Genomic DNA, 24,958 nt, shown 5'->3' with positions numbered 1-24,958 from the left:
CCGTGTGACGCAAGGCCGCGTCACACGGAGTGCGGCAGTCGGGGCCGACGGGTGGCGCCGCCCTGCCCTACGCCACCGTATCGCCCGGCGCCAAGGGATGGAAACAGGCGGCGGCGCGATCGCCGTCCTGCGCCAGCGCCGGCACCCGTTGCTTGCAATCCGCCTGGACCCGCGCGCAGCGCGGATGAAAGGTGCAGCCCGGCGGTAGATGGGTGGGCGCGGGAATCTCGCCTTCGATTTTGGCCAGCCGGATGCGCGCCTGCGGGTCGGGCACGGGCGACGAATCGCGCAACACCCTGCTGTACGGATGCCGCGGCTGGTCCAGCACCTGCGCGGTGGGACCGCGCTCGATGATGCGGCCCAGGTACATGACGCAGACCGTATCGCAGAAATGCCGCACCACGCCCAGGTCGTGCGAGACGAACACGAACGACAAGCCGCGGTCGCGCTTCAGGCGCTCCAGCAATTGCAGGATCTGCGCCTGCACCGATACGTCCAGCGCCGACACGGGTTCGTCGGCCACGATCAGTTCCGGATCCAGCACCAGGGCGCGGGCGATGCCGATGCGCTGGCGCTGGCCGCCGGAAAACTCGTGCGGATAGCGGTCCAGCGCGGACAGCGGCAGCCCCACTTCCTGGATCGTCTGTTCGATCTTGGCGTCGATCTGCGCGGCCGTGCCGCGACGATGCACGCGCAGGGGTTCGGACAGCGCCTGGCGCACCGTGCGGCGCGGGTTGAGCGAGGCGTACGGGTCCTGGAACACGATCTGGATGCGCTGGCGCAACGCCCGCAGCGCCGAGGCGCTGGCCTGGCGGATGTCGTGGCCGTCGAACACGATGCTGCCTTCGTCGGGCTCGATCAGGCGCAAAAGCGTGCGCGCCACGGTGGACTTGCCGCAGCCCGATTCGCCCACCAGCCCCAACGACTGGCCGCGAGCGACGCTGAACGACACGTCGTTGACGGCCCGGACGGTCTGGCGCGGCCCGCCCAGCCAGCCGCCGCCGCTTTCGAAACGCTTGACCAGATTGCGCACCTGCAACAGCTCGCTCATGCCTTGTCCTCGTACGGTTCGGCGCGCACCACGCAGCGCACCTGGTGACCCGGGCCGATGCCGGCCAGGTCCGGCCGACGGGCCTCGCAGCGCGCCTCTTTGAGGCGGCAGCGCGGCGCGAAGGCACAGCCGGCCGGCATCGCCGTAATGGCCGGTACGCCGCCCGGAATCGATTCCAGCACCTGGCTGTCGGCGTCCACGCGCGGCATGGCGCGCAGCAGCGCTTCGGTATAGGGATGGGTGGGCCGCGCGAACAGCGTCTGCACGTCGGCCGTCTCGACCACTTCGCCCGCATACATGACGGCGACGCGGTCGGCGATCTGCGCCACCACGCCCAGGTTGTGGGTGATGAACAGCACGGCCATGCCGTGCGCCGCCTTCAGTTCGGACAGCAGGTTCAGGATCTGCGCCTGGATGGTGACGTCCAGCGCCGTGGTGGGTTCGTCGGCCAGCAGCACCCGCGGCTTGCAGGCCAGCGCCATCGCGATCATGACGCGCTGGCGCATGCCGCCCGAGAACTGGTGCGGATAGTCGTCGAAGCGCCGCGCGGCAGCGGGAATCCTGACCTCTTCGAGCACCTCCAGCGCCAGCCGCCTCGCCTCTTTCCACGACAGCTTGCGATGCAGCCGGATGGCCTCGGCGATCTGGTCGCCCACCGTCATGGTGGGGTTCAGGGACGTCATCGGTTCCTGGAAGATCATGGCGATGGCCTCGCCGCGCAGCCGGCTCATCTGCTTTTCGGACAGGGCGGTCAGGTCCTGGCCGTCCAGCAGCACCTGACCGCCGCCATGGCGGGCGCCGGAAGCGGGCAACAGGCGCAGCACCGACAGCGCGGTCACGCTCTTGCCGCTGCCGGATTCGCCGACCACGGCCAGCGTTTCGTTGCGGCCCACTTGCAGCGAGACATCGCGCACCGCCGCGTGCCAGGCGCCGCCAGCGCGGAATTCCGTGCGCAGCGCGCGCAGTTCCAATACGGGGGCTTCTGCAGTCATGAACGCTCCGAACGCAGCTTGGGGTCAATGGCGTCGCGCAAGGCGTCGCCCAAGAGGTTGAGCGCCAGCACGGTCAAGAGGATGGCGACGCTGGGAAACACCGTCAGCCACCAGGCGTCCAGGATGTTCTCGAAGCCTTCGCGGATCATGCTGCCCCAGGTGGCCGCAGGCGGCGGCACGCCCAGCCCGATGAAGCTGAGCGAGGCTTCGGTGCGGATGGCGGATGCCATCCACAGCGAACCCAGCACCACGACGTCGGACACCATGTTGGGCAGGATGTGCACGCCCATCAGGCGCAGCGGGCCGTAGCCCAGCGCCCTGCCCGCTTCGACGAAGTCGCGCTGCTTGAGCGCGATGGTGGGGGCCCGCGCCACCCGCACGAACGGCGCGATCTCGGTGATGGCGATGGCGATGATCAGGTTTTCCAGGCTGGCGCCCAGCATCGCGGCCACCATCAGGCCCAGCAACAGCGTGGGAAACGACAGCAGCACGTCGACCAGGCCCATGATCAGCTGGTCCACCAGCCCGCCGACGTAGCCGGCCAGGATGCCCAGCGCAGAGCCGATGCACATGGCGATCAGGATGGCCACGAAGCCCACCAGCAGCGACACGCGGGCGCCGTAGATCAGGCGCGACAGCACGTCGCGGCCATAGCTGTCGGTGCCCAGCCAGAATTCGGCCGACGGCGGTTCGAGGCGATAGGCAATGTTCTGCTGCAGCGGGTCGTGCGGCGCCAGCCAGGGCGCCAGCACGGCGGCCAGCACGATGACGAGCAACAAGCCGATGCCGACCCAGGACAGGCGGTTGCGGGACAAGGCCTGCCACAAGGCGTTGGGGCGGGCGGACGGGGCGGTGGCGACGGCGCTCATTGGTATTTCACCCGGGGATCGACCAGCCCGTACACCAGGTCGGTCAAGAGGTTGACGACAATCACGCAGGACGCGAACACCACCATCAGCCCTTGCAGCAGCGTGTAATCGCGGCTGTTCAGGGCGCCCAGGATCAGCTTGCCCAGGCCGGGGCGGTTGAAGACGATCTCGGTCAGCACCGAGTTGCCGATCAGCGTGCCGAAATACAGGCCCACCACGGTGACGATGGGAATCAGTGCGTTGCGCAGGCCGTGGCGCACGATCAGCCGCGCCGGCCGCACGCCCTTGGCGCGGGCGGTGCGGACGTAGTCTTCGCCCATCACGCCCAGCATCGACGAACGCGTCACGCGCATGACGTACGCCATCATGATCAGCCCCAGGTTGAAGGCCGGCAGCACCAGGTTGCGCAGCTGCGAAGCCCAGTCGCCCGCCCCGCCGCTGCCGATCACCGGAAACCAGCGCAGCTGGATGGCGAACACCAGCAGCATCAGGATGGCCGAGACGAAAGCGGGAAACGACAGGCCGGTCAGGGACAGCAGGCGGCCCAGGTAGTCGGGCCAGGCGTTGCGGCGCAGCGCCGCCCAGATGCCCAGCGGCAGGCCGAAGACCACGCCGATCAGGATGGCGGCGGCGGTCAGTTGCAAGGTCCAGGGCAGCACCAGCGCCACCTCTTGCAGCACGGTGCGGCCGCTGGCCATGGACACGCCGAAGTTGCCCGTCAGCATGTCGCCCAGGAAGCGGCCGTACTGCACATAGGTGGGCAAATCCAGGCCCAGCCGCAGGCGCAACGCGGCCAGGGCCTCGGCGCTGGCCTGGTCGCCCAGCATGACGGCGGCCGGGTCGCCCGGCACCAGCCGCACCAGGATGAAGACCGCGGTCAGCATCGCCAGCAGTGTGGGGATGGCCAGCAGCAGCCGCTTGATGGCGTAACGCATCATGATGCTTGCTCCTTCGCGGGCGGCTGCATCAAGCGCGCCGCCTGCAGGTTGCCGATGGCGCGGGCGGTCTGCCCGCGCAGCGCCAGGTCGGCCAGCGCGGCGCCCACCACCGGCACCAGTTCGAAACCGTGGCCCGAGAAACCGAAGGCATGCAGCACGCCGGGCGCGTTGGGCGACGGGCCCACCACCGGCAGCATGTCGTCCGTCTTGGCTTCCAGCCCCGCCCAGACCCGCACGATGCGGATGTCGCGCACCGCCGGGAACAGGTCGGTGGCGGCACGCGCGCCCTTGGCCAGCACGCGCATGCGCGCCGTGGACGTCTCGCGGTCCAGGTCGGGAATGCCCTGCAGGCCGCCGCCGATGACCAGGGTGCCCTGGTCGGACTGCTTGAACGACAGCGAGCGGCCCATGATGGCCACCACCGGCTTGATGAAGGGCCGCAGCCGTTCGCTGACCATCATCATCGACGACTTGGCCGACAGCGGAATCTGGTCGCCGGCCATCGCGGCGATGCGCGCCGACCAGGCGCCTGCGGCGTTGATGACGCAAGGCGCGGTGTAGCCGCCGGCGTCGGTCTGCACCTGCCAGTCCTGGCCTTGCTGTTCCAGGCCGTTCACGCCGCAATGTTCGATGATGCTCACCCCGGCCGCCTCGGCGCTGCGCCGGAACGCGCGCAGCGCCCGGTGCGGATCCGCCGCGCCGTCGCGCCGTGCGATCGACGCGCCCAGGCAGTGCGGACTCAGTTCGGGCAACAGGCGACGCAGCTCGTCCGGCCCGATGATTTCCTCGTGGGTATAGCCGGCGGCGCGCAGGCCCGCCACGCGCGCCTCCAGCTTGGCCAGCGCCGCGGGCGTTTCGGCCACGCAGATCTGGCCATGGGCATGAAAGCCGCAGTCATCGCCCACCAGCGACGCCATGGCGTGCCACATGTCCAGGGCTTCCAGCGACAGGTCCAGTTCGCCCAGGTCGCGGTTCAGCGTGCGCACCCCGGCGGCCGTGGCGCCGGACGCATGGCGGCCCACCCAGTGTTTTTCGATGACGATGACGCGCTTGCCTTCGCGCGCCACGTGCAGCGCCGCCGACAGGCCATGCAGGCCGCCGCCGATCACGATCACATCGCAATGCCGTGCGCTCATGCCTGTTCTTCCTCGATGTCCAGCGACGCCAACTCGCCCAGCGTCAAGGGCTTGAGCGGCGGGCGGATGCGGTAAAAGCCCACCTCGGCCACCGGCCGCTTCTGCTCGGCCGCCACGATATGGGCGATGGTGTAGCCGCACTGGCGGCCCTGGCACGGACCCATGCCGGCGCGGGTGTAGGACTTGATCTGGTTGGGCCCGGGCTGGCCGATGGCGGCGGCGCGGCGGATGTCGCCCGCCGTCAGTTCCTCGCAGCGGCAGACGATGGTGTCGTCGGGCGGCGCGAAGATGCCGGCGCGCGGCGGATACAGCGCGTCCAGCATGGGACGCAGCCGCAGCAGCGCGGCCAGCTTGCTGCGCAGGGGCGCTGCCGCCTCGGCCGCGGCCTGCGGCGTCAGCTTGCCGGCGTGCAGCGCAATGCCCAGCGCCGTCAGTTCGCCGCGCACGCACGCGGCCTGCGCGCCGCCGATGCCGGCGCCGTCGCCGGCGACAAAGATGCCGGACCGGCTGGCCTGGCCCCAGTCGTCCAGGTCCGGCGCCAGGCAGGCCTGCTGGGCGTTCCAGCTGTGCGTGCATTCCAGCGCGCGGGTCATGTGGATGGACGGCACCACGCCTTCATGGGACAGCAGCACGCTGGCCGGCGCCCGCACCGCGCGGCCGTCGGCCGTGCTGTATTCGATTTCGCGCAATTGCCCGTCGCCCAGCGCGCGCAGCGTGGTCACCCCCCGCACGCGCTTGACGCCGGCCGCGCGGATTTCGCGCAGCCAGGCCAGGCCCTTGCGCACCTCGCCCCAGGCGGCCAGCGCGTCGCCCGCCCAAGGCAGCGCCCGGCGCCAGCCGCCGGGCGGCGAGGTGTCCAGCCAGCCGGCGATCTGGCCGCCTGCGCGCAGCAACTGCGCCATGTACAGCAAGGGCAAGGGGCCGCTGCCGGCCACCCAGACAGGGCCGGCCGGCACCTGGCGCGAGGTCTTGAGCAGGATCTGCGCGGCGCCCACGGTCAGCACGCCGGGCAAGGTCCAGCCGGGGAACGGCGCGGGCCGCTCCTGGGCGCCCAGCGCCAGCACCACGCGGGCCGCCCGAACCACTTCGGCACGGCCCTTGCGGGTCATGTAGACATGCCAGTCAGGTTCGATCTGCCAGACCTGGGTATCGGGTTCGTAGAACGCGCCACAGGTACGGAAGCGCTCGGCCAGGCTTGCGCCGGCGCGGTATTCGTCGCCCAGCAGCCGGCCGGTGGGCGTGGCCGCCACCGCTTCGACCGCGCGCCAGATCTGGCCGCCCGGGGCCGGCTGTTCGTCCACCACCAGCACCGACAGGCCTTGGGCCCGCAGGCCGATGGCCGCGCTCATGCCGGCGGGGCCGGCGCCGATCACCACCACATCGAATTCGCGTTTCATGGCAGCACGCTCCGCTTGCCGAACTGGCGCTGCACCTGCATGCCTTCGCGCACGGTGACCAGGCAGGTCTGGGTGGACGCCACGCCGTCGACCACGGCCAGGCAGTCAAAGCACACGCCCATCATGCAGAACGGGGCGCGCGGGCTTTCGTTCACGGGGGTGGTGCGGCTGGCGGGGGATTCCTGGCGCAGCAGCACCGCGGCCACGGTCTCGCCGGGGGTCGCGGCTACCGGTTCGCCGTCGATGGAGAGCGTCAGCGCGGGCGCGCCGGACTCAGGCAACTTTCTGAACATTGAAGCGCTCATGGTGAAAGGCATCCAGGGTTTCAAGGGGCGTGCCGTGGGCCAGCGCGCGGGCGTACGGCCCGGCATGGAACGAGGCCAGCGTCACGCCGGAATGACAAAGCGCGATGGACACGCCATCGTGGGTGGGAGACTGCGCGTAGACCGGACCGCCGTCGGGCGTCATGATCCGCAGGCACGACCAGTGCCGCACCAGCCGCGCGGCGGCCAGCCCCGGCAGGATGCGCAGGGCGTTGCGGCTCATGCGCGCCGCGGCGACCGAGGTGGTGCCCAGGTCGTAGCCGACGTCTTCCTGCGTCAGGCCCACCATGACGGTGCCCTCGCCCGTCTGGCGCATGCCGCTGGCGGGCACTGGCAGCAAGGGCGCGAGGCGCTCGGTGACCAGGATCTGGCCGCGTTGCGGCCGCAGCGGCACGTCCAGCCCGACCATCGCGCCCAGCGCGGCGGAACCCAGGCCGGCGGCGATGAGCAGGCGCGGCGCGCGGGCTTGCAAGGCGCCGGCGCTGACCTGCACGCCGCCGCCGGTGGCATGGGTGATGGCCGTCACCGCGTGGCGGTTGCGCAAGTGACCGCCGCGCCGCAGAAACGCGGCCTGCAGCGCCGCCAGCAGGCGCAGCGGATTGACATGGCCGTCCTGCTCGCCCAGGCTGGCGCCGGCCACCGCGTCGCCCAGTTGCAGCGTGGGAAAGCGGCGCCGCAGCTCGGCGCGATCCAGTATCCGGGTACAGGACGGCAGGTCCGGCGCCTGCCCGTGCCAGGCGTCCAGGCGGGCGGCGCGGCGGGCCAGCTCATCGTCACTCATGCAGAAATGCAGGCCGCCGCGCTGCTCGTAGTCCAGCGCGATGCCGCTGTCGTCTTGCAACTGGCGGGCGAAATCCGGCCACGCCTCTACGGCCTGGTGCGACAGCCGCTGGTAGGCGGGGTAGCCATGGCCCTTGCCCTGCAGCCAGACCAGGCCGAAGTTGGCCTTGGCGGCGCGGTAGTCGGTATCGCCGCCGTCCAGCAGCAGCACGCGCTGCCCCGCGCAGGCCAGGCCGTAGGCCACCGCGGCGCCGACCATGCCGGCGCCGGCCACGATCACGTGGTAGTCATGCGCCATGGTGCGGGGTCCTGGCAAGAGAGGTTGCGGCGGCGTCGCGCATCCTTGCATGGCCACCCGCCACGCTATAACCTTTGCGACTGGCAACCGGGCCACAGCCCTGTGAGGTTATGGCATGAAAGAGACCCTGAACCTGCGGCAGATCGAAGCCTTCAAGGCGGTGGTGGAACACGGCACCGTCAGCCAGGCCGCCGTCGTGCTGGGCGTGTCGCAACCTGCGGTGAGCAAGCTGCTGTCGCACCTGGAAGCCGACACCGGGCTGGCGCTGTTCGATCGCGTGCGCGGCAAGCTGGCGCTGACCGCCCAGGGCATGCGCCTGTACCAGGAAATCGACCGCGTCTTCAGCGGCCTGCGGCAGGTGGAACAGGCGGTGGATTCGATCCGTCGCGACGAGCAGCGCACCTTGACGGTGGGCGTGCTGCCGGCCCTGGCGGGCTCGTTCATCCGCCGCGCCACCATGCGGTTCCTGGAAAGCCAGCCCGACGTGCGGGTGTCGATCCAGATCCGCGGGTCGCTGTTCCTGGCCGACTGGCTGGCCACCCGCCACATCGACGTGGCGCTGGTGGGCAGCCGGGTCGACAACCCGTATATCGAACGCGAGGCCCTGTTCCGCTTTCCGCTGGTGTGCGCCCTGCCCGTCAATCACGAGCTCACGCGCAAGCGTGTGATCCGGCCGCGCGACCTGGACGGCCTGCCGTTCGTGTCGTTCGGCGCCGACAGCCAGACGCAGGCGCTGGTGTTGCAGGCGTTCGAGGCGTCGGACGCCCGGCTGAACGTCGTGCTCGATACCAGCACGGCGCCAACGGTGTGCGAGTTCGTCGCCGCGGGCCTGGGAGTGTCGTTGATTCATCCGCTATTTGCCGAAGGGTTTCAAAGCCGCCTGGTGCTGCGGCGGTTCGATCCGGAATTGAATTTCCATTTCCAGCTCTGCCGCACGCAGGCTTCACGCAATGCGGCGTTGGTCAAGGCCTTTGTCCAGGCGGCCCGCGACGTGGCCGCGCAGGTGTCCCGGGAAGTGCTCAAGGGCAATTGATGGCGCCCGGTGACGCGGCCAACCCGCGTGCCGGACGCCGGCCATCAAGGCGCCTTCACCGTGGTCAGCTCGGTAATGGGCGGCTGCAGGTTCAGCGCGCCCTTGAGCGCATAGCCGTAGTTCACCCGGTCGCTGTGCACCCAGACCTGCTTGAGCCCGAACAGCGGCACCGCGCAGACGTCGTCGTGGATCCTGGCCTGGGCCGCTTTCCACAGCGCCAGCTGGCGGGCGGCGTCGGGTTCGACGCGGGCCTGGCGGATGGCATCGTCGGCCACCGAGCAGTGCGAAAAATTCGACATCGCGGCCGGCGCGCCGATGGCGGCGGCCGAGTCGTAGAACTCGGTCAGGTAGGTATCGGCGTTGGGAAAGCGCGCCGCGCCGTAGAACACCAGGCCGCTCAGGTCCTGGCGGCTCTTGGCCTGGTAGGTGGCGTGATCCACCACTTCCATGTTGAGCTTGATGCCGGCCTTGGCCAGCTGCGCCTGCACGATTTCCATGATGGGCTGCTGTGCCGAGATGTTCGACACGATCGACTTGATCTCGATGCCGTTCGGAAAGCCCGCCTCGGCCAGCAGCTTGCGGGCGCGGTCCGGGTCGTAGGCATAGCCGCCCGCGCCGCAGTCCTGGCCCAGGTAGCCGTTGGGCACCACCGAGCAGCCCTTTTCGGCCACGTCCTTGCCGGCGTAGCGCACGATCTCGTCGACATTGATGGCGGCGGCAATGGCCTGGCGCACCTTCAGGTTGTCCAGCGGCTTGATATTGCGGTTGATATGCAGCGTGCGGAATTCGGCGGGCTCGAAGATATCGACCTGCATGCCGCGCTTGGCCGAGCGTTCGACCCAGCGCTGTTCGCGCTTGCCCTGCATGATGTCGATTTCGTTGGACGTGAACGCCAGTTCGCGGGCGCTATCCGACGGGATCATGCGGTACATGATGCCGCCCAACTTGGGCTTGCCGCGAAAGTAGGCATCGTTGGCCACCAGCTTCACGTATTGCTGCGTGACGTGTTCGCCAAAGGCGAACGGCCCGGTGCCCACCGGCGAGGCGCCGAACTTGTCGCCCAGCTTTTCGGCGGCTTTCTTGCTGACGATATTGCCGCCGTGATAGTTCGACACGCGGCCCAGGAATGCGGCATCCGGATACTTCAACGTGAAGCGCACGGTGTAGTCGTCCAGCGCCTCGACGCTGTCGATCAGCGCAAACGTGGCGGCGAAGCTGGACCGGTTGGGGTCGGCGGCGCGCTGGATCGAATAGACCACGTCGTCCGCCTTCAGTTCGCCATAGCCGGCGTGGAACGGCACGCCATGGCGCAGGTGGAACGTCCAGGTCTTGCTGTCCGGCGAGGCTTCCCAGCGTTCGGCCAGGTCCGGCTCCAGCGCCTTGGGGTCGGCGCTGCCGGCCGGAAAGCGCACCAGCGCGTCGAACATCTGCGCGGCCACGCCCTTGTCGGCCGTGGACGTGGCACGGTGCGGGTCCAGCGAGGCGTTGTCGGCGGCGCCCGAACTGATGCGCAGCAGCGGGCGATCCTGGGCGTGGGCGGGCGCGGTCAGGCCGGCGCTACAGGCCGCGGCCAGCGCGGCGGCAAAGACGAAAGAGGCAGGACGTTTCATGACTTCCCTTGTGCGCCGCACGGTGGCGGCTTGTCGTGGTCTGCAGTCAGCGGTACAGCGTGCTGGCAGACTAGAAGCGGCAAGCCCATGGCGTCAAAGTCCTATCCCTGCATACCCTATTCTCCAGGGTTATACGAAGGCGGTTGCGTGCGCCCCGTCGCCCGTGACGCCCGGCACGCCTAGTGGTTAGTACTGATACGCAAAAAGACCGCACATTCAGGGAAAACACTGAGGGCACGGCGACACTGGCAAGCCCCTGCGGGGCGCAGGGTCTCGCTTGACCGGGCTCGCCACCGCCCGTATTCTTATTTGAACGAACATTCCACAAAGGCCGCCATGCGCACCAAGGACTTCGAACCCGACGACGTCGCCGACGCCGCCATGCACGTGTTCTGGCAACGCGGCTATGCCGCCACGTCGGTGCAGGACCTGGTCGACGGCACCGGCCTGGGCCGCGGCAGCCTGTACAACGCCTTCGGCAGCAAGCAAGGGCTGTACGAGGCCGCCCTGCGCCGCTATCACGACCTGACGATCGCCAACCTGGAACTGCTGGCCCGGCCCGGCACCGCGCGCGAACGCATCGGCCGCCTGCTCGATTTCATTGCCGACGACGAACTGCGCCAAGCTACCCGGCGCGGCTGCCTGGTGGCCAACGCCTCGCTGGAAATGGCCGGCCAGGACGAAGCCGTGGCCGAACTGGTGCGGCGCAATTTCCAGCGCCTGGAAAAAGCACTGGAGAAAATCCTGGCCGACGCGCAGGCATCCGGCGAGATCGACGCCGGCAAGTCGCCGCGCGCGCTGGCCCGCTTCATCGTCACCACCATCCAGGGCCTGCGCGTGGTCAGCAAGGGCAACAACGCCCGCGAACGCCGCCAGTGGCTGGCGGACGTGATGGCGGTGGCGCTGGGCGCGCTGTAGCACCCGTTCTCAATCCCCGCGGTCGCCCTGTGGCGCCCGCATTTTTTTTACCCCATATTGGAATGATCATTCCAATTTAACCTGTGTTTCAATCCCCGCGAACCATGACACCCCCCTCCTCTTCCTCCGCGCTGCCCGCCAGCGCCAGCCTGCCCGACACCCCTGAAAGCCTGCCGCTGGGCAAACTGCTGGCCATGGCGCTGGCCGGCTTCATCACCATCATGACCGAGACCGTGCCCGCCGGCCTGCTGCCGCAGATCGGCCACGGCCTGGGCGTCTCGGAATCCCTTGCCGGGCAACTGGTCACCCTGTTTGCCGCCGGCTCGGTGCTGACCGCCATTCCCATCATTGCAGCCACCCGCAGCTGGAACCGCCGGCCCTTGCTGCTGCTGGCCCTGGCGTGCCTGTGCGTCTTCAACGTCGTCACCGCCTTGTCCAGCCACTACGGGTTGACGCTGGCAGCGCGCTTCATCGGCGGCATGGCCGCTGGCCTGCTGTGGGGCCTGTTGGCGGGCTATGCCCGGCGCCTGGTGCCGCCCCGCCAGCAAGGCCGGGCGCTGGCGGTGGTGGGCGCGGGCCAGCCCCTGGCCCTGTGCCTGGGCGTGCCCGCGGGCGCCTGGCTGGGCAGCCTGATGGACTGGCGCGGCGTGTTCTGGATCATGGCCGGCGTGTCGCTGGCGCTGGTGGTGTGGGTACGCGCGGCCGTGCCTGATTTCGCCGGCCAGGCCGCGCGCCAGCGCCAGTCCATCGCGCGCACCTTTCTCATGCCCGGCATCCGCCCGATCCTGTTCGTGCTGTTCACCTGGATCCTGGCGCACAACGTGCTCTATACGTATATCGCACCCTACCTGGCACACCACGGCCAGCCGGTACAGGTGGATGCGGTGCTGCTGGTGTTCGGCGCCAGCGCCGTCGCGGGCCTGTGGCTGATCGGCCTGCAGGTGGATCGCCGGCTGCGCGCCATGACGCTGGGCTCGCTGGCGCTGTTCGCCCTGACGGCCTGCGCGCTGGGCATCGCCGGCAACCATCCGGCTGCGGTGCTGACTGGCGTGGCACTGTGGGGCCTGAGTTTCGGCGGTGCGCCGACCCTGTTGCAGACGGCCATCGCCGATACCGCCGGCGAACATTCCGACGTGGCGCAATCGATGCTGGTCACCATCTTCAACCTGGCCATCGCCTGCGGCGGGGTGCTGGGCGGGGTGCTGCTGGACACAGCGGGCGCGGGGTCGTTTACCTGGACGGTCGCGGCGGTGGCCGGTATTGCGCTGCTGGCGGCGTGGCAGGCGCGCGGGCATGGCTTTCGGGCGGGGCATCGGGCCTAGGGCCTGTCAGCGCAAAAAGAAGCCTCGCGCAGGCCCTTGGGCATATCGGCTGCCGGCCTGCGGGACGGCCCGCCGCCAGGTCCGCCCCGCCACGCGATTGCCGCCAGCGGCGCCAGCATGCAGGCCGCGGCGATCAGCAGCGTGGCGGACAGGCCCCAGCGGTCCACGCTGGCCCCGCCCGCGAGCGCCCCCAAGGCAATCGCCAGGTTGAACACGCCCACGAACAGCGAGGTCGCCGCCTCGACCGCGTCGCGGGCGGCCTGCATCATCCAGGTCTGCAAGGCAACCGACACGCCGCCATAGGACAGGCCCCACAGCAGCAATAGCGCCACCGCGCCAGGACGCAGGCCCCCCAGCCACGGCAACAACGTCAACGTGACCAACAGTCCCAGCACAATGGCCAGCAAGGTCGGACGCAAGCGCCGCGCCGCCGCCCCGCCGGCCAGGAAATTGCCGGCGATGCCGGCCACGCCATAAGCGAACAGCAGCGGCCCGATCCAGCTTTGCGCAAAGCCCGCCTGGGACTGCAGCAGCGGCCGTACAAAGGTATAGGCCATGAAATGACCAGCCACCAAAAACAACGTGATGAACAGCCCGCGCCGCAACGCCGGATTGCGCAGCTGGCCCAACAGTTCATGCCCGGTGATAGACCGTGCCACCGGCAACGACGGCAGCGACAGCGCGGCCCACAGCAGCACCGCGGCGCTCAACCCGGCCATCGCGCCGAACGCGCTGCGCCATCCTGCCAAGTCGCCAACCAGCGCCCCCAGCGGTACGCCCAGCACCGACGCCACCGCCACGCCGCCAAAAATCACGGCGGTGGCCAGGCCGACGGACGCGGGCGCCACCAGCCGGCCAGCCAAGCCGCCCGCCACCGCCCAGATGCCACCGATGCACACGCCCACCAGCACCCGCGCCGCCAGAAACCACGCCAGGCCCGGCGCCAGCGCGCTGGCCAGATTGGCGCCGGCCAGCAACAACAGCAGGCCGCAGAGAATGCGCCGCCGGTCGATGCCGCGCGCGCCCACCACCACCAGCGGCGCGCACAGGGCCGCCAGAATGCCGGGCACGAACATCAGCAACCCGCCCAGGCCCACCGACACGCCCAGGCTGTCGGTGATCGGCACCAGCAAGCCCACCGGCAGCATCTCGGTGGTGACGACGCAGAAGGTCGCCAGGCCGGCCGCGGCGACCGCGCCCCAGTCGTCGGGGCGGGCGGCGGGGTCGATGTGAAAGCCGGATCCGCCAGCGGCGGCGTCGTGGTTCGTGCGTGTCATGGGGAAGTGTCTCGTTAGGCAACAAGCCCGAGCAGCGGGTTCTTCCAGGCAGTCTACTGATTCCACGTTCCGGATAAAGCAGGCTTATTTAGCAACACAAGGGACAAATCGTCGACAATCAGAATCCAGGCAGCAATGCGAACTCCGGAGCGCTTTCCATGACTATCCCCGGCATCGACCATCTCGGCGACGTGCTCGCCTTCGTGCGCGTGGCCGACGCGCAGAGCTTCACGCTGGCCTCAGAAAAACTGGGCTTGTCGCGCTCGGCCATCGGCAAGTGCATTGCTCGACTCGAACAAAGCCTGGGCGCACGGCTGCTGCACCGCAGTACCCGCAGCGTCAGCTTAAGCGACGAAGGCCGGGTGTTCTACGAGCATGCGCAGCGCATCCTGGCCGAAGTCGACAACGCCACCGACGCCATGGCCAGCCGCCAGGAAGCGCCGCGCGGCCGCCTGCGCATCGACCTGCCGGTGGCGCTGGGACGGCTGCACCTCATGCCGCTGCTGCACGACTACCTGGCGCAATGGCCCGAGGTCGACGCCGACGTCAGCTTCTCGGACGACTACACCGACCTGGTGCGCGACGGCATCGACGTCGCCATCCGCATCGGCGGCGAAGCCGACAGCCGACTGGTACGCCGCGTGCTGGCGCCGCACCGCTTGATCACCTGCGCCGCCCCCGCCTACCTGGACCGCCATGGCGCGCCCGCCTCGCCCGACGACCTGCCGCGCCACCAGACGCTGGCCTTTACTCACATGGGCGCGCTGGTGCCGTGGCGCTATGCCCATCACGACCGGGACCGCAACGTGCAAATCGCCGGCCGCATGCGGCTGGACAACACCGAAGCCCTGCGCGACGCCGCCCTGGCCGGCGCCGGCATCGTGCAGCTGGGCGCCTTTCTGGTAGGCGACGACCTGCGGCAGGGCCGACTGGTAGCACTGCTGGAAAGCTACGCCCCGCCCGGTGCGCCGGTCTGCGCGGTGTATCCGCACCGGCGGCACCTGGCGCCCAAGGTGAGGCGCTTGATCGACGAGATCGCGGCGCGCTGGGCGCTCGGTGCGCCCTGGGGGAAATGACCGACGTCTCCTCGAATTTTTCAGAAAGATCGCATATACGCGTGGCTGCGCCGCACGTAGGCTGAATGCGCCATCCGATCCGGATGAACTGGCCGACCGAAAGACATCTCCCACAGACCACATGAAAACCAGATCAACCAAGACGTTGTTTGCGCTATCGCTCGCGTTGCTCGGCGGCTGCGATGCGCAGAAAAACGAAGCCGCCAACCTGCACGAGTACTCGATCCTTCAAGCGCTTGAATACCAGCACCGCGACCTCGACCATCGCGAGCCGTACCTCATCGTGCCGAACGCATTGGGTTCCGAAGCCACTGCGATCGCATTTCCCGTCGCGGGCAGCAGCAAAGGCTACGTTTTCATGCTGGCCAATGCCAACGGCGCCCCCAAAGACAAACGCTTGCCCGAGGCCGATTTTGTTGTGACGCGAGGCGCGCTGTCAGCAGTGAAGCGCGCCACGCAGTTGTCGCCCGAAGTCGAAAGCGCCATCGCGGCCCGCAGTCTGCAAGGAACACGGGAATAGCCGGGATTGGTCTGATTGGCAGCTTTCTGCGGTCTGTACGCAATGGCAGGCAGGCCCCCAGATGCAATACTTCCTTGAAACCGGGAGCGTCGTATGTTGTGTCTGGACAGCCATTTTGATCTGGTAAGGAATTTTCCTTACAATGGAACATCCCTATGGGAGAGTCCAATGCACGACATCCACGAAGTGGCGACCCTGACCGCCAAAGGACAGCTGACCCTGCCCAAATCCATCCGCCAGGCACTCGGTGTTGACGTAGGCGGAAAGGTTGCCTTTGACCTACGCGACGGCGAGGTCGTCGTCACCCGTGCAGACGCCGAGCACGCCGACCCTGCGATTGGCGCATTCTTGCGTTTGCTGGAGGCTGACATCCGATCGGGACAGCACCTGCAAGTGCTGCCTCCAGATCTTGCGCAGGCAATGCTGGACAATGCCGGCCGCGCTCGCCCCTTGGACGAAGACATCGACGGCGACGTGGCGCTCTGATGCAACGCCACGGCTGGACGCTGCTGTTCCATGAAGGCGTGATCGAGCAAATGCGCAAGTTGCATGGCGCCATGCGACGTGCCGAACAGAACGAGCCAGCGCATGTCGACAGCAATGCCAACGTGAAATTGTTCCGCGCCTTGAGCCATCTGATGTTGGACGTCGTTCCCGGCGACCCTTCGCGCGACGATTTCCGACAAGGCAATACGCTGGGGCCTGATTATCGGCATTGGCGCAGAGCAAAGATCGGACGTCGGTTCCGGCTGTTCTTTCGCTACGACTCGACGTCGAAGGTCATTATTTACGCCTGGGTCAACGATGAACAATCCCTGCGCGCGGCCGGCAGCAAATCCGACCCCTATGCGTTGTTCGAAAGAATGCTGGGCCGGGGTCACCCCCCTGATGACTGGGCGGCTTTGAAGGCGGCCAGCCAAGCTGAGTTGACCTCGCTGGAGCGCTGATCCGCGTGGTCATCGTCTACCGCCTTTCCCTGGGTAGCTCGCTATTTGAATCAGCTATCATGATGTTCAGCATCGTCAATGACGATGCAAATGCCCGCAGCCGATACGTCTGCCTAGCATAGCGGCAGCCAGCCGGCGCCGCGCCGCCTGCCTTACCGCCTTACACCCCGGAGTTTTCGTTGAGCGACATCTATCACTTCAGCCGCGGGTCCGCGCCGCTGCTGATCTCCATTCCCCATCTCGGCAGCCAGATTCCCGACGCGCAGCGCGCCCGGATGACGCCTGTCGGCCAGCAGTCCGGGGACACCGACTGGCACCTGGACACGCTATACCAGTTTGCCGACGCGCTGGGCGCCTCGGTGCTGGGTGCGCGCTATTCGCGCTACGTGGTGGACCTGAACCGCTCGCCCGACGACGCAAGCCTGTACCCCGGCCAGACCAAGACGGGCCTGTGCCCGACCCACACCTTCCGCGGCGAACCGCTGTACCTGAGCGACGCCGCCCTGACCGACGACGAACGCGCGCACCGCGTGCAGCATTACTGGCAGCCCTATCACGCCAAGCTGCGCGAAGAACTGGACCGCATCCGCGCCGAACACGGCACGGTGCTGCTGTGGGAAGCCCATTCCATCGCCAGCGTGCTGCCGCGCCTGTTCGAAGGCAAGCTGCCCGACCTGAACCTGGGCACCGCCGACGGCGCCAGCTGCGCGCCCGACATCCTGGCCGCCATCGGCGAACGCCTGCCGGGCTGCGGCTACACCTCGGCCGTGAACGGCCGCTTCAAGGGCGGCTACATCACGCGCCAGTACGGTGCGCCGGCCGAAGACATCCACGCCGTGCAGCTGGAAATGTGCCAGTCCACCTACATGGACGAGTCCTACCCCTACGGCTACCAGGCGCAGGCCGCGAACCAGGTCATTCCGGTGGTAGAGGGCCTGGTGCGGGCCGCGCTGGCGCAGACGCTGGCCCGCAAGCGCTGAGCCCGCCCCGCTGGATGCCGCCTCCCATGAACCGCTTTTCGGTCAGCACCACCGAGAACTATCCCGAGTGGAGCCTGCTGCTCACCTGGGTGGCGGTGGTGGAAGCGGCGTCGGTGTCCGGCGCGGCGCGGCTGCTGGACCTGTCCCAGGCGGCGGTATCGCAGCGCATCAAGCAGCTGGAAACGGCCATGTCCACCGAGCTGCTGGACCGCAGCACGCGGCCAGCGCGTCCCACGCCGGCCGGCGAACTGCTGTTCGACCACGCCGCCCGGCTGCTGGCACAGGCCGGCGACATGACGGAAAGCGTGCGCAACCTCAGCCGCGCCAAACGCAACATCGTGCGCTTCGGCTGCGTGGACTCGTTTGCCGGCACCCTGGGCCCGACGCTGATCCATGGGCTGTCGGGCGCCTCGCGCCAGATCCGCCTGTGGTCGGGCATCACGCCCGTGCTGGACAAACAGCTGGAAGACCGGCAGCTGGACCTGGTGGTCACCACCAGCGCCGCCACCGGCAAACCCGGCATCCGCAAGACCAGCCTGTTCAGCGAGCCCTACGTGCTGGTCGTGCCGCGCACCCTGGACATGGGCCGCATCACCACGCTGAAAGAGCTGGGCAAGCGCGCGCAGTTCATCCGCTACAGCGCCCGCTCGTTCATCGGCGCCGAGATCGACCGGCTGGTCGAGGCGCACGACGTGATGATCGAACGCACCTTTGAATTCGACAACACCGACCCGCTGCTCAGCCTGGTCACGGCCGGACTGGGCTTCGGCATCAGCACGCCGCTGTGCGTCTGGCAGTCGCGCCACTTCGTCGACCAGTTGCGCGTGCTGCCGCTGGCGCCGTTCCTGGGCATGGGACGCAGCGACGACGCCAGCCTGTCGCGCAGCTTCTACCTGGCGGCGCGCCCCCAGGAGGTCGGCAAGCTGCCGACCGAGGCGCGCGACGTCATCCTGGTGGCCATGGAACGGCTGGTGCACAAAGACATCGCGCCCGCGCTCGGCTTGCCGCCGGCCACGCTCTGGCGCAGCCTGCGGCGTTGATCCCGCCAGGCCCTGTGCGGGCCGGCCCGGCGGCGCGCCGATCCGCTGGCCTGGGCCGCTGGCGAACCGGCCCCACCATCGACGACCGGCGTGCGCCCCTCACAGCGCCGCGGTCAGCGCCGGCACGGCCTCGAACAGATCCGCCACCAGCCCGTAATCGGCCACGCCGAAGATCGGCGCATCGCCGTCCTTGTTGATGGCGACGATGGTCTTGGAATCCTTCATGCCGGCCAGGTGCTGGATGGCACCCGAGATGCCCACCGCCACGTACAGTTCGGGCGCGACGATCTTGCCCGTCTGCCCCACTTGCCAGTCGTTGGGCGCGTAGCCCGCATCCACGGCGGCACGTGAGGCGCCCAGTGCGGCCCCCAGCTTTTCCGCCAACGGATCGAGCAGCTTGAAGTGCTGCGCGCTGCCCAGGCCCCGCCCGCCCGACACCACGGTCCGCGCGCCGCCCAGGTCGGGGCGTTCGGACGTGACGATCTCGCGACTCACGACCCGCGCCAGGCCCGCATCGGCCACGGCGGCCACGTTTTGCACCGGCGCGTTGCCGCCGCCGGCGGCCGCGTCAAAGGCCGTTGGGCGGATGGTGGCCACCACCACCGGGTACGCACTGCGCACCGTGGCGATGGCGTTGCCCGCGTAGATGGGGCGCTTGAAGGTATCGGCGCCCAGCACGTCGATCACGTCCGAGACCTGCGCCACGTCCAGCAGCGCGGCAATGCGCGGCGCGACGCTCTTGCCCTGCGCGGTGGCGGCCAGGAAGACGTGCGTGTATCCGCCCGCCAGCGCCACCGCCTGCGCAGCCAGGTTCTCGGGCAGGCCGTCGGCCAGCTGCGGCGCCTGGGCCAGCAGCACCTGCGCCACGCCCGCGACGCGCGCGGCGGCATCGGCCACCGCCTGCACGCCGTCGCCGGCCACCAGCACATGGATGGGCCGCGCCAGCCGGGCCGCGGCGGCGATGGCATTGAGGGTGGCGCCGTGCAGCGTGCGCCCGTCGTGTTCGGCAATTACCAGGACGGTCATCAGATCACCTTTGCTTCATGCTTGAGTTTGTCGACCAGCGCGGCCACGTCGGCCACCTTGATACCGGGCGCGCGGGCCGCGGGCGGCTCCACCCGCAGGGTCTCCAGGCGCGAGGCCGGGTCCACCCCCAGCACCTCGGGCGAGGTCACGTCCACGGGCTTTTTCTTGGCCTTCATGATGTTGGGCAGCGTGACGTAGCGCGGTTCGTTCAGGCGCAGGTCGGCCGTGACGACGGCCGGCAGCGCCAGGTCCACCACTTCCAGGCCGCCGTCGACCTCGCGGGTGACGCGGGCGCGCCCGCCTTCGATCTGGATGGCGCTGGCCTGGGTGGCTTGCGGCCAGCCCAGCAGCGCGGCCAGCATCTGGCCCGTCTGGCAGGCGTCGTCGTCGATGGCCTGCTTGCCCAGGATCACCAGCGCCGGCTGCTCGGCCGCCACCACGGCGCGCAGCAGCTTGGCTACCGCCAGGGGCTGCAAAGCAACGTCGGTCTGCACCAGCACGCCCCGGTCCGCGCCGATGGCCAAGGCCGTGCGCAGCGTTTCCTGTGCGGCCGCGACGCCGCAGGTCACCGCGACCACCTCGGTGGCCACGCCCTGCTCTTTCAGGCGCACGGCGGCCTCGACGGCGATCTCGTCGAACGGATTCATCGACATCTTGACGTTGCCGATGTCGACACCCGTCTGATCGGCCTTGACGCGTACGTTGACGTTGTAGTCCACCACGCGCTTGACCGCGGCAATTACCTTCATGAAAAGACTCCTGGGTCAGTAGAAAATGTCCAGCAATACGGCGGCCAGGCCGGGGGGCGGCGGTGACGCGCCGCGGATGGGCGTATAGGTGTCTTCCGCCTGGCCTTCGGCGCTACGGGGGCCACCCGGATTCGCCGGGTGGCCGGAACACGCCGCCGGCCGCAGCAGGAACTCGCCCGCGGCCAACTCGGTCACGCCCTCCGGGGTGTGCCAGCCGCCCGCGACGTGCGCCACGCACAGCGTCAGGTGCCGCGCGGCGCCGCAAGCCGCCAGCGCGCCGGCGGCCACCCCGGCCCGCCCGGCTTGGGGCCCCTGGCCCACGCCGCGCACCCAGGCCCGCGCCGCTCCGCGGCGCACGAACAGGTTCAACACCTGCACCGGGCCGTCGACCAGCGTGCCGTGCCAGGCCGCGTCGCCCGCGTAGGCGACGGGCTGGCCGGGCGGCAACAGGATCTGCGCGTTGCCCTCCCGCTGCGGGACGCCTGCATCACGCAGGACCACCCCTGCACCGGACAGCACCACCGACACGCGGTCATCGCCCGCAAAGCGCGAATACGGGCCGTCCCGCGTGATATCCGCGACGCTGAGGCGCCATCGGGGCGCCGCGCCTTCGGCCGTGTCCGCGGCCAGCGTGCGCGTCACGCCGCCGCCGTTCTTCCACGGTTCGGGCGGCAGCGCCTGCCAAGAGCCCCGCCGTGCGCCGCCGGTCTCAGGAGACTGCGCCAAGGCCGTACTTCCCGGTCAGCAGCGCGCCGCGCTGAAAGCGGCTCAGCGCGTACGGCGCCAGCGACACGTCGGTGGCCAGGCCCAGCGCTTCCTGCGCCAGCACCCGGCCCACGGTGGGCGACAGCTTGAAACCGTGCCCCGAAAAGCCAAACCCCACCACCAGCCCCTGGACGCCAGGCACCCGGCCCAGCACCGGGTTCCAGTCCGGCGTCACGTCGTACACGCCCGTCCACGACGACGCCAGGCCGGCGGTTTCATAGGCCGGAAAGCGTTCGGCCACCTGCGCGCCGACCTCGGCCACGTAATCCAGTGCAATATCGCCTTGCTCGGCGTCGCTGTGCTGCAGGGTTTCGCCCACCACGCCCTCGCTCACCAGCATCTGGTTGCCGCCGTAGCTGCGGCAATACAGCATGCCGGGCGAGGCCAGGTCCTTGTAGACCGGCATCGAATAGGTGTAGGGCGCGGCCTCGCATTCCAGCGCCAGCACCGCGTGGCGTTCGGGCATGACGGGCATGGCCACGCCCGTCCAGGCGGCCAGTTCCGACGTCCAGATGTTCTGCGTGCTGATCACGAGCGGGCTGGCGAAATCGCCTTCGGACGTGGACACGCCGGTGACCCGGCCGTTCTCGACCAGCAGGCGCTGCACGTCGACGTTTTCGCGGATGGTGACGCCGCGGCGGCGGGCGCCGCGCGCAAAGCTGGTGGCCACTAGATAAGCATCGGCAAAGCCGGCGTCCGGTTCGAAGCCGATCAATGCGGCGTCGTCGAAGGTGGCGATCGGCAACAGCTCACGCGCCTGCGCGGCGTTCAGCAATTCAAGCGCGATGCCCTGGGCCTGCTGCTGCGCCAGCGCACTGCGCAGCGGTTCCAGCTTGTCGTTGTCGGCCGCGCTGATCAGGTAGCCGCACTTGACCAGGCCGCACGAGGCTTCGTCGTCGCCCAGATAGTTGGCGAAATCGTTGAACACGCCCCATGAGCGCTGGGCCAGTTCCACGTTCTCGCGCACCGAATAGTGGGTGCGCAGAATGCCGGACGATTGCGAGGTGGTGCCCGCGCCGATCGTCGCGCGATCCAGCACCAGCACATCCTTCGCCCCCAACGCGGCCAGGTGGAAGGCCACCGAACTGCCGATCACGCCCGCCCCGATCACGATCACGTCATAACTTTTCACGACTTGGCTCCAAGAACAAGTGGCCGGAGTGTGAACCCGCGTTTCCCGGGCCATCGAAATATAAGCGCGTTGGATTTAGAGCATCGGCATTGCTTATATACAGGCCGGCGCTCCGGCGGCGGGCGAAAGTCTGGGCAGCCGCACCGCAGAGTGCCGGCGACATCAGTCGTTCAGTCCATCACCATTCAAGCAGGGGAAATCGCATGAACATGAATCGCCGCGCCATGCTGGTCCGCACCGCCGCGCTGGCCGGGGCCAGCGCCTTGGGCTTTCCGATGATCGGCCGCGCCGCCGGGGCGTCCTGCACCTACGGCGGCTCGGCCTGGCTGGGCCATTACTCGGCCTACATCGCCCTGAAGACGGGCCTGTTCGCCAAGCAGGGCCTGGACATCAAGTGGCAGAGCTTTGCCACCTCGTCCGACCGGATGAGCGCCGTGATGGCCGGCAACATCGACCTGGCCGGCACCGGCGTGGTCTCGTCGCTGGCCCTGATGGCCGCGGGCGCCCGCCAGTTCCAGGTGATCGCCACGCCCAACAATTTCGGCCGCGCCGAAGGCGTGCTGGTGCGCGACGACGTCAAGTCGATCGCCGACCTGAAGGGCAAGAAGATCGGCGTCACCTACGCGTCCAGCGCCCACGTGCTGCTGCTGGACGTGTTGCGCCAGGCCGGGCTGGACCCGGACCGCGACGTGTCCATCATCAACCTGCCCGCCACCAACATCCTGTCGGCCTACCAGGGCAAGCAGATCGATGCGGCGGTGGCCTGGACGCCGGCCTTCGACCGCATCAAGGCCGTGCCCGGCACCCGCGTGCTGCTGGACGACACCGCCTTCTCGCTCTACAAGCAATACGCCATCACGCCCGGCCCGGACGTGCTGCTGACCCGCGCCAAGCTGGGCCAGGACAACCCCGAGGCCGTGCGCAAGTTCCTGGCGGCCGTGTTCCAGGCAAATACGATGCTGACCGAACAGCCGCAGGAAGCGGCCGGCGTGCTGCTGGAACTGACCGGCCTGTCGCGTGAGGACCAGTTGGGCGTCATCAAGCAGACCCAGTGGTACAGCGCGGCCGACCAGAAGGCGCTGATGGTGGACCCGGGCAATTTCGTCAGCGGCATGCAGAAGCTGGCCGAGATGCTGGTGTCCCTGAAGCAGATCGACCGCGCGCCCACGGTCAAGGACTGGGTCCAGGCCTCGTACCTGTAAGCCCGGAGCCGTCGCCTCATGTCCACGCGTACCGCTCCCCGCGATACCACGCTGATCTGGGTCAGCGTGGTGTCCCTGCTGTGTTTCCTGCTGTTGTGGGAAGGCCTGTGCCGCGCCGGCGCGGTCGACCCGATCTTCCTGCCCGCGCCGTCGCAGGTGCTGGCCCGCGCCCTGTCGATGTCCGACCAGGGCACCTTGTTCTACAACGTGCTGGCCTCGACCCGGCGCGTGATGGTGGGCTTTCTGGCGGCCGTGGCAGTAGCCATTCCGCTGGGCATCCTGCTGGGCACGTCCAAGGTGGCGCGCGCCGTGTTCGACCCCATCATCTCGTTCCTGCGCCCGCTGCCGTCCATGAGCTGGATTCCGCTGTCGCTGCTGTGGTTCGGCATCACCGAGACGCAGAAGTACAGCATCGTCTTCATGGGTTCGTTCGTGCCCGCCCTGCTCTACGTGATGGAGGCCTCGCGCAGCATCGACCCCGTGCTGGTGCGGGCCGCGCGCAACCTGGGCGCCAACCGCTGGCAGGTGATGCGCGAAGTGCTGTTTCCCGGCTGCCTGCCGCAGATCCTGTCGGGCATGAAGATCATCCTGGGCCTGTCCTGGACCTGCGTCATCTCGGCCGAACTGGTCGCGTCCAAGGAAGGCCTGGGCTTCATGATCATGAACGGCAAGGAATTCTTCCAGACCGATACCGTGGTGCTGGGCATGGTGCTGATCAGCTTCACCGTGCTGGTCACCGACCTCTGTCTGCGTCTACTTGAACGATGGGTACTGGCATGGCAACGATAAGCAACGACACGATGATCCGCCTGCAGGACGTGTCCAAGGCCTATGGCGACATCACCGTGCTGGACAAGGTGGACCTGTCGGTCAAGCGCGGCGAATTCCTGGTGCTGCTGGGCGCCTCGGGCTGCGGCAAGTCCACCTTGCTGAACCTGATGGCCGGCTTCATCACCCCCAACACGGGCACGGTGACGGTGAACGGCAAGCCGGTCACGGACGTCACCGCGGCCTGCGGCATGGTGTTCCAGCAATACGCCCTGTTCCCCTGGCGCACGGTGCAGGAAAACGTGGAATTCGGCCTGAAGATGCGCGGCCTGTCCCGCGCGGAACGCGCCCCCATCGCCCGCAAATACATCGAGATGGTGGGCCTGAAGCAGGCGGCCGACAAATATCCGCATGCGCTGTCCGGCGGCATGAAGCAGCGCGTGTCCATCGCGCGGGTGCTGGCCAACGACCCGGACGTGATGCTGTTCGACGAGCCGTTTGCCGCGCTGGACGCCATGACGCGGCAGGTGCTGCAGGAACAGCTGCTGTCGATCTACGAGCAGAGCGGCAAGACCATTGTCTTCATCACCCATTCCATCGACGAGGCCCTGACGCTGTCCACCCGCATGGCGGTCATGGGGTCCAAGCCCGGCCGCATCGTGCAGGACATCCAGAACGACCTGCCCCACCCGCGCAGCGCGGACGTGCAGCTGTCGCCGCGCTTCGTGGAACTCAAGCGCGCCATCTGGGAACGGGTGCAGGAAGAAGTGACGCGCAGCATGGAACTGGCCGACGGCTAGGGCGGCAAC

General features: G+C 68.6%; 26 protein-coding genes. 12 read left to right on the top strand and 14 right to left on the bottom strand.

Going from position 1 to position 24,958, the window contains the following annotated elements:
- Positions 1-67: 67 nt before the first annotated feature.
- The 8 genes from ACUDP5_RS11040 to ACUDP5_RS11005 are packed head-to-tail and all read right to left on the bottom strand — an operon-like array spanning position 68 to position 7,784.
- Entirely contained in the window at positions 68-1,051 is a 984-nt protein-coding gene (locus ACUDP5_RS11040; RefSeq protein ID WP_445658767.1) for an ABC transporter ATP-binding protein, read from the bottom strand.
- On the bottom strand, positions 1,048-2,043 hold the full coding sequence (locus ACUDP5_RS11035) for an ABC transporter ATP-binding protein (RefSeq protein ID WP_263911879.1): 996 nt from the start codon (positions 2,041-2,043) through the stop codon (positions 1,048-1,050). Before ACUDP5_RS11035 ends, ACUDP5_RS11040 begins: the two co-directional genes overlap by 4 nt.
- Positions 2,040-2,912, bottom strand: a complete 873-nt coding sequence (locus tag ACUDP5_RS11030) for an ABC transporter permease (RefSeq protein ID WP_445658766.1) — start codon at positions 2,910-2,912, stop codon at positions 2,040-2,042. Before ACUDP5_RS11030 ends, ACUDP5_RS11035 begins: the two co-directional genes overlap by 4 nt.
- Positions 2,909-3,850 (bottom strand): ABC transporter permease, encoded by a 942-nt coding sequence (locus tag ACUDP5_RS11025; RefSeq protein ID WP_263911876.1) that lies wholly within the window; start codon positions 3,848-3,850, stop codon positions 2,909-2,911. The genes ACUDP5_RS11030 and ACUDP5_RS11025 overlap by 4 nt, the downstream gene beginning before the upstream one ends.
- Positions 3,847-4,986, bottom strand: a complete 1,140-nt coding sequence (locus tag ACUDP5_RS11020) for an NAD(P)/FAD-dependent oxidoreductase (protein ID WP_445658765.1) — start codon at positions 4,984-4,986, stop codon at positions 3,847-3,849. The genes ACUDP5_RS11025 and ACUDP5_RS11020 overlap by 4 nt, the downstream gene beginning before the upstream one ends.
- The gene (locus ACUDP5_RS11015) at positions 4,983-6,383 is read right to left on the bottom strand and encodes an FAD-dependent oxidoreductase (RefSeq protein WP_445658764.1); all 1,401 of its coding nucleotides are present in this window, start codon (positions 6,381-6,383) and stop codon (positions 4,983-4,985) included. The genes ACUDP5_RS11020 and ACUDP5_RS11015 overlap by 4 nt, the downstream gene beginning before the upstream one ends.
- Entirely contained in the window at positions 6,380-6,676 is a 297-nt protein-coding gene (locus ACUDP5_RS11010; RefSeq protein WP_445658763.1) for a (2Fe-2S)-binding protein, read from the bottom strand. Before ACUDP5_RS11010 ends, ACUDP5_RS11015 begins: the two co-directional genes overlap by 4 nt.
- Complete coding sequence (locus ACUDP5_RS11005; RefSeq protein ID WP_445658762.1) at positions 6,657-7,784, bottom strand: NAD(P)/FAD-dependent oxidoreductase; 1,128 nt, start codon at positions 7,782-7,784, stop codon at positions 6,657-6,659. The genes ACUDP5_RS11010 and ACUDP5_RS11005 overlap by 20 nt, the downstream gene beginning before the upstream one ends.
- Positions 7,785-7,899: 115 nt before the next feature.
- On the opposite strand from ACUDP5_RS11005, the gene ACUDP5_RS11000 reads away from it, so the two are divergent.
- Entirely contained in the window at positions 7,900-8,817 is a 918-nt protein-coding gene (locus ACUDP5_RS11000; protein WP_445658761.1) for a LysR family transcriptional regulator, read from the top strand.
- Positions 8,818-8,861: 44 nt separating this feature from the next.
- Here the strand turns inward: ACUDP5_RS11000 and ACUDP5_RS10995 are convergent, their stop codons facing one another.
- Entirely contained in the window at positions 8,862-10,427 is a 1,566-nt protein-coding gene (locus ACUDP5_RS10995) for an ABC transporter substrate-binding protein (RefSeq protein WP_445658760.1), read from the bottom strand.
- Between the two features lie 336 nt (positions 10,428-10,763).
- On the opposite strand from ACUDP5_RS10995, the gene ACUDP5_RS10990 reads away from it, so the two are divergent.
- Positions 10,764-11,345 carry a TetR/AcrR family transcriptional regulator gene (locus ACUDP5_RS10990; RefSeq protein ID WP_445658759.1) on the top strand — a complete coding sequence of 194 codons (582 nt, stop codon included), beginning with the start codon at positions 10,764-10,766 and terminating at the stop codon, positions 11,343-11,345.
- Between the two features lie 104 nt (positions 11,346-11,449).
- Positions 11,450-12,667 (top strand): MFS transporter, encoded by a 1,218-nt coding sequence (locus ACUDP5_RS10985; RefSeq protein WP_445658758.1) that lies wholly within the window; start codon positions 11,450-11,452, stop codon positions 12,665-12,667.
- On the opposite strand, the gene ACUDP5_RS10980 is transcribed toward ACUDP5_RS10985, so the two are convergent.
- A complete protein-coding gene (locus tag ACUDP5_RS10980) occupies positions 12,664-13,944 on the bottom strand; it encodes an MFS transporter (RefSeq protein ID WP_445658757.1) in 1,281 nt (426 codons plus the stop codon). The two genes, ACUDP5_RS10985 and ACUDP5_RS10980, sit on opposite strands and share 4 nt — an antisense overlap.
- A gap of 158 nt (positions 13,945-14,102) precedes the next feature.
- On the opposite strand from ACUDP5_RS10980, the gene ACUDP5_RS10975 reads away from it, so the two are divergent.
- The 6 genes from ACUDP5_RS10975 (at position 14,103) to ACUDP5_RS10950 (ending at position 18,507) form a co-directional block, all read left to right on the top strand.
- Positions 14,103-15,020, top strand: a complete 918-nt coding sequence (locus tag ACUDP5_RS10975) for a LysR family transcriptional regulator (RefSeq protein WP_263911864.1) — start codon at positions 14,103-14,105, stop codon at positions 15,018-15,020.
- 121 nt (positions 15,021-15,141) lie between these two features.
- Positions 15,142-15,540, top strand: coding sequence for a hypothetical protein (locus tag ACUDP5_RS10970; RefSeq protein WP_445658756.1), 399 nt, complete (start codon positions 15,142-15,144; stop codon positions 15,538-15,540).
- Between the two features lie 168 nt (positions 15,541-15,708).
- Complete coding sequence (locus ACUDP5_RS10965; protein WP_263911862.1) at positions 15,709-16,026, top strand: type II toxin-antitoxin system PrlF family antitoxin; 318 nt, start codon at positions 15,709-15,711, stop codon at positions 16,024-16,026.
- Positions 16,026-16,487, top strand: coding sequence for a type II toxin-antitoxin system YhaV family toxin (locus tag ACUDP5_RS10960; RefSeq protein WP_445658755.1), 462 nt, complete (start codon positions 16,026-16,028; stop codon positions 16,485-16,487). The genes ACUDP5_RS10965 and ACUDP5_RS10960 overlap by 1 nt, the downstream gene beginning before the upstream one ends.
- A gap of 179 nt (positions 16,488-16,666) precedes the next feature.
- Positions 16,667-17,467, top strand: coding sequence for an N-formylglutamate deformylase (gene hutG / locus ACUDP5_RS10955; RefSeq protein WP_263911858.1), 801 nt, complete (start codon positions 16,667-16,669; stop codon positions 17,465-17,467).
- A 26-nt stretch (positions 17,468-17,493) separates the two neighbouring features.
- Entirely contained in the window at positions 17,494-18,507 is a 1,014-nt protein-coding gene (locus ACUDP5_RS10950) for a LysR family transcriptional regulator (RefSeq protein ID WP_445658754.1), read from the top strand.
- A 99-nt stretch (positions 18,508-18,606) separates the two neighbouring features.
- On the opposite strand, the gene ACUDP5_RS10945 is transcribed toward ACUDP5_RS10950, so the two are convergent.
- The 4 genes from ACUDP5_RS10945 to ACUDP5_RS10930 are packed head-to-tail and all read right to left on the bottom strand — an operon-like array spanning position 18,607 to position 22,179.
- Positions 18,607-19,533: an electron transfer flavoprotein subunit alpha/FixB family protein gene (locus tag ACUDP5_RS10945; RefSeq protein WP_445658753.1), complete on the bottom strand. Its 927-nt coding sequence runs from the start codon at positions 19,531-19,533 to the stop codon at positions 18,607-18,609.
- Entirely contained in the window at positions 19,533-20,282 is a 750-nt protein-coding gene (locus tag ACUDP5_RS10940) for an electron transfer flavoprotein subunit beta/FixA family protein (RefSeq protein WP_445658752.1), read from the bottom strand. The genes ACUDP5_RS10945 and ACUDP5_RS10940 overlap by 1 nt, the downstream gene beginning before the upstream one ends.
- A 15-nt stretch (positions 20,283-20,297) precedes the next feature.
- Positions 20,298-21,008 carry a HutD/Ves family protein gene (locus tag ACUDP5_RS10935; RefSeq protein ID WP_445658751.1) on the bottom strand — a complete coding sequence of 237 codons (711 nt, stop codon included), beginning with the start codon at positions 21,006-21,008 and terminating at the stop codon, positions 20,298-20,300.
- Positions 20,992-22,179, bottom strand: coding sequence for an NAD(P)/FAD-dependent oxidoreductase (locus ACUDP5_RS10930; protein WP_445658750.1), 1,188 nt, complete (start codon positions 22,177-22,179; stop codon positions 20,992-20,994). The genes ACUDP5_RS10935 and ACUDP5_RS10930 overlap by 17 nt, the downstream gene beginning before the upstream one ends.
- Before the next feature lie 203 nt (positions 22,180-22,382).
- Between ACUDP5_RS10930 and ACUDP5_RS10925 the strand changes: the two genes are divergently transcribed.
- The 3 genes from ACUDP5_RS10925 to ACUDP5_RS10915 are packed head-to-tail and all read left to right on the top strand — an operon-like array spanning position 22,383 to position 24,949.
- Positions 22,383-23,381 (top strand): aliphatic sulfonate ABC transporter substrate-binding protein, encoded by a 999-nt coding sequence (locus ACUDP5_RS10925; protein ID WP_445658749.1) that lies wholly within the window; start codon positions 22,383-22,385, stop codon positions 23,379-23,381.
- An 18-nt stretch (positions 23,382-23,399) separates the two neighbouring features.
- On the top strand, positions 23,400-24,170 hold the full coding sequence (locus ACUDP5_RS10920) for an ABC transporter permease (RefSeq protein ID WP_175194941.1): 771 nt from the start codon (positions 23,400-23,402) through the stop codon (positions 24,168-24,170).
- On the top strand, positions 24,158-24,949 hold the full coding sequence (locus ACUDP5_RS10915; RefSeq protein ID WP_025139087.1) for an ABC transporter ATP-binding protein: 792 nt from the start codon (positions 24,158-24,160) through the stop codon (positions 24,947-24,949). The genes ACUDP5_RS10920 and ACUDP5_RS10915 overlap by 13 nt, the downstream gene beginning before the upstream one ends.
- Positions 24,950-24,958 lie beyond the last annotated feature (9 nt).

This window comes from Achromobacter sp. NCFB-sbj8-Ac1-l (assembly GCF_052695805.1).
The sequence above is the reverse complement of the archived record's forward strand: the minus strand, read 5'-3'. Positions and strand labels throughout refer to the sequence as shown.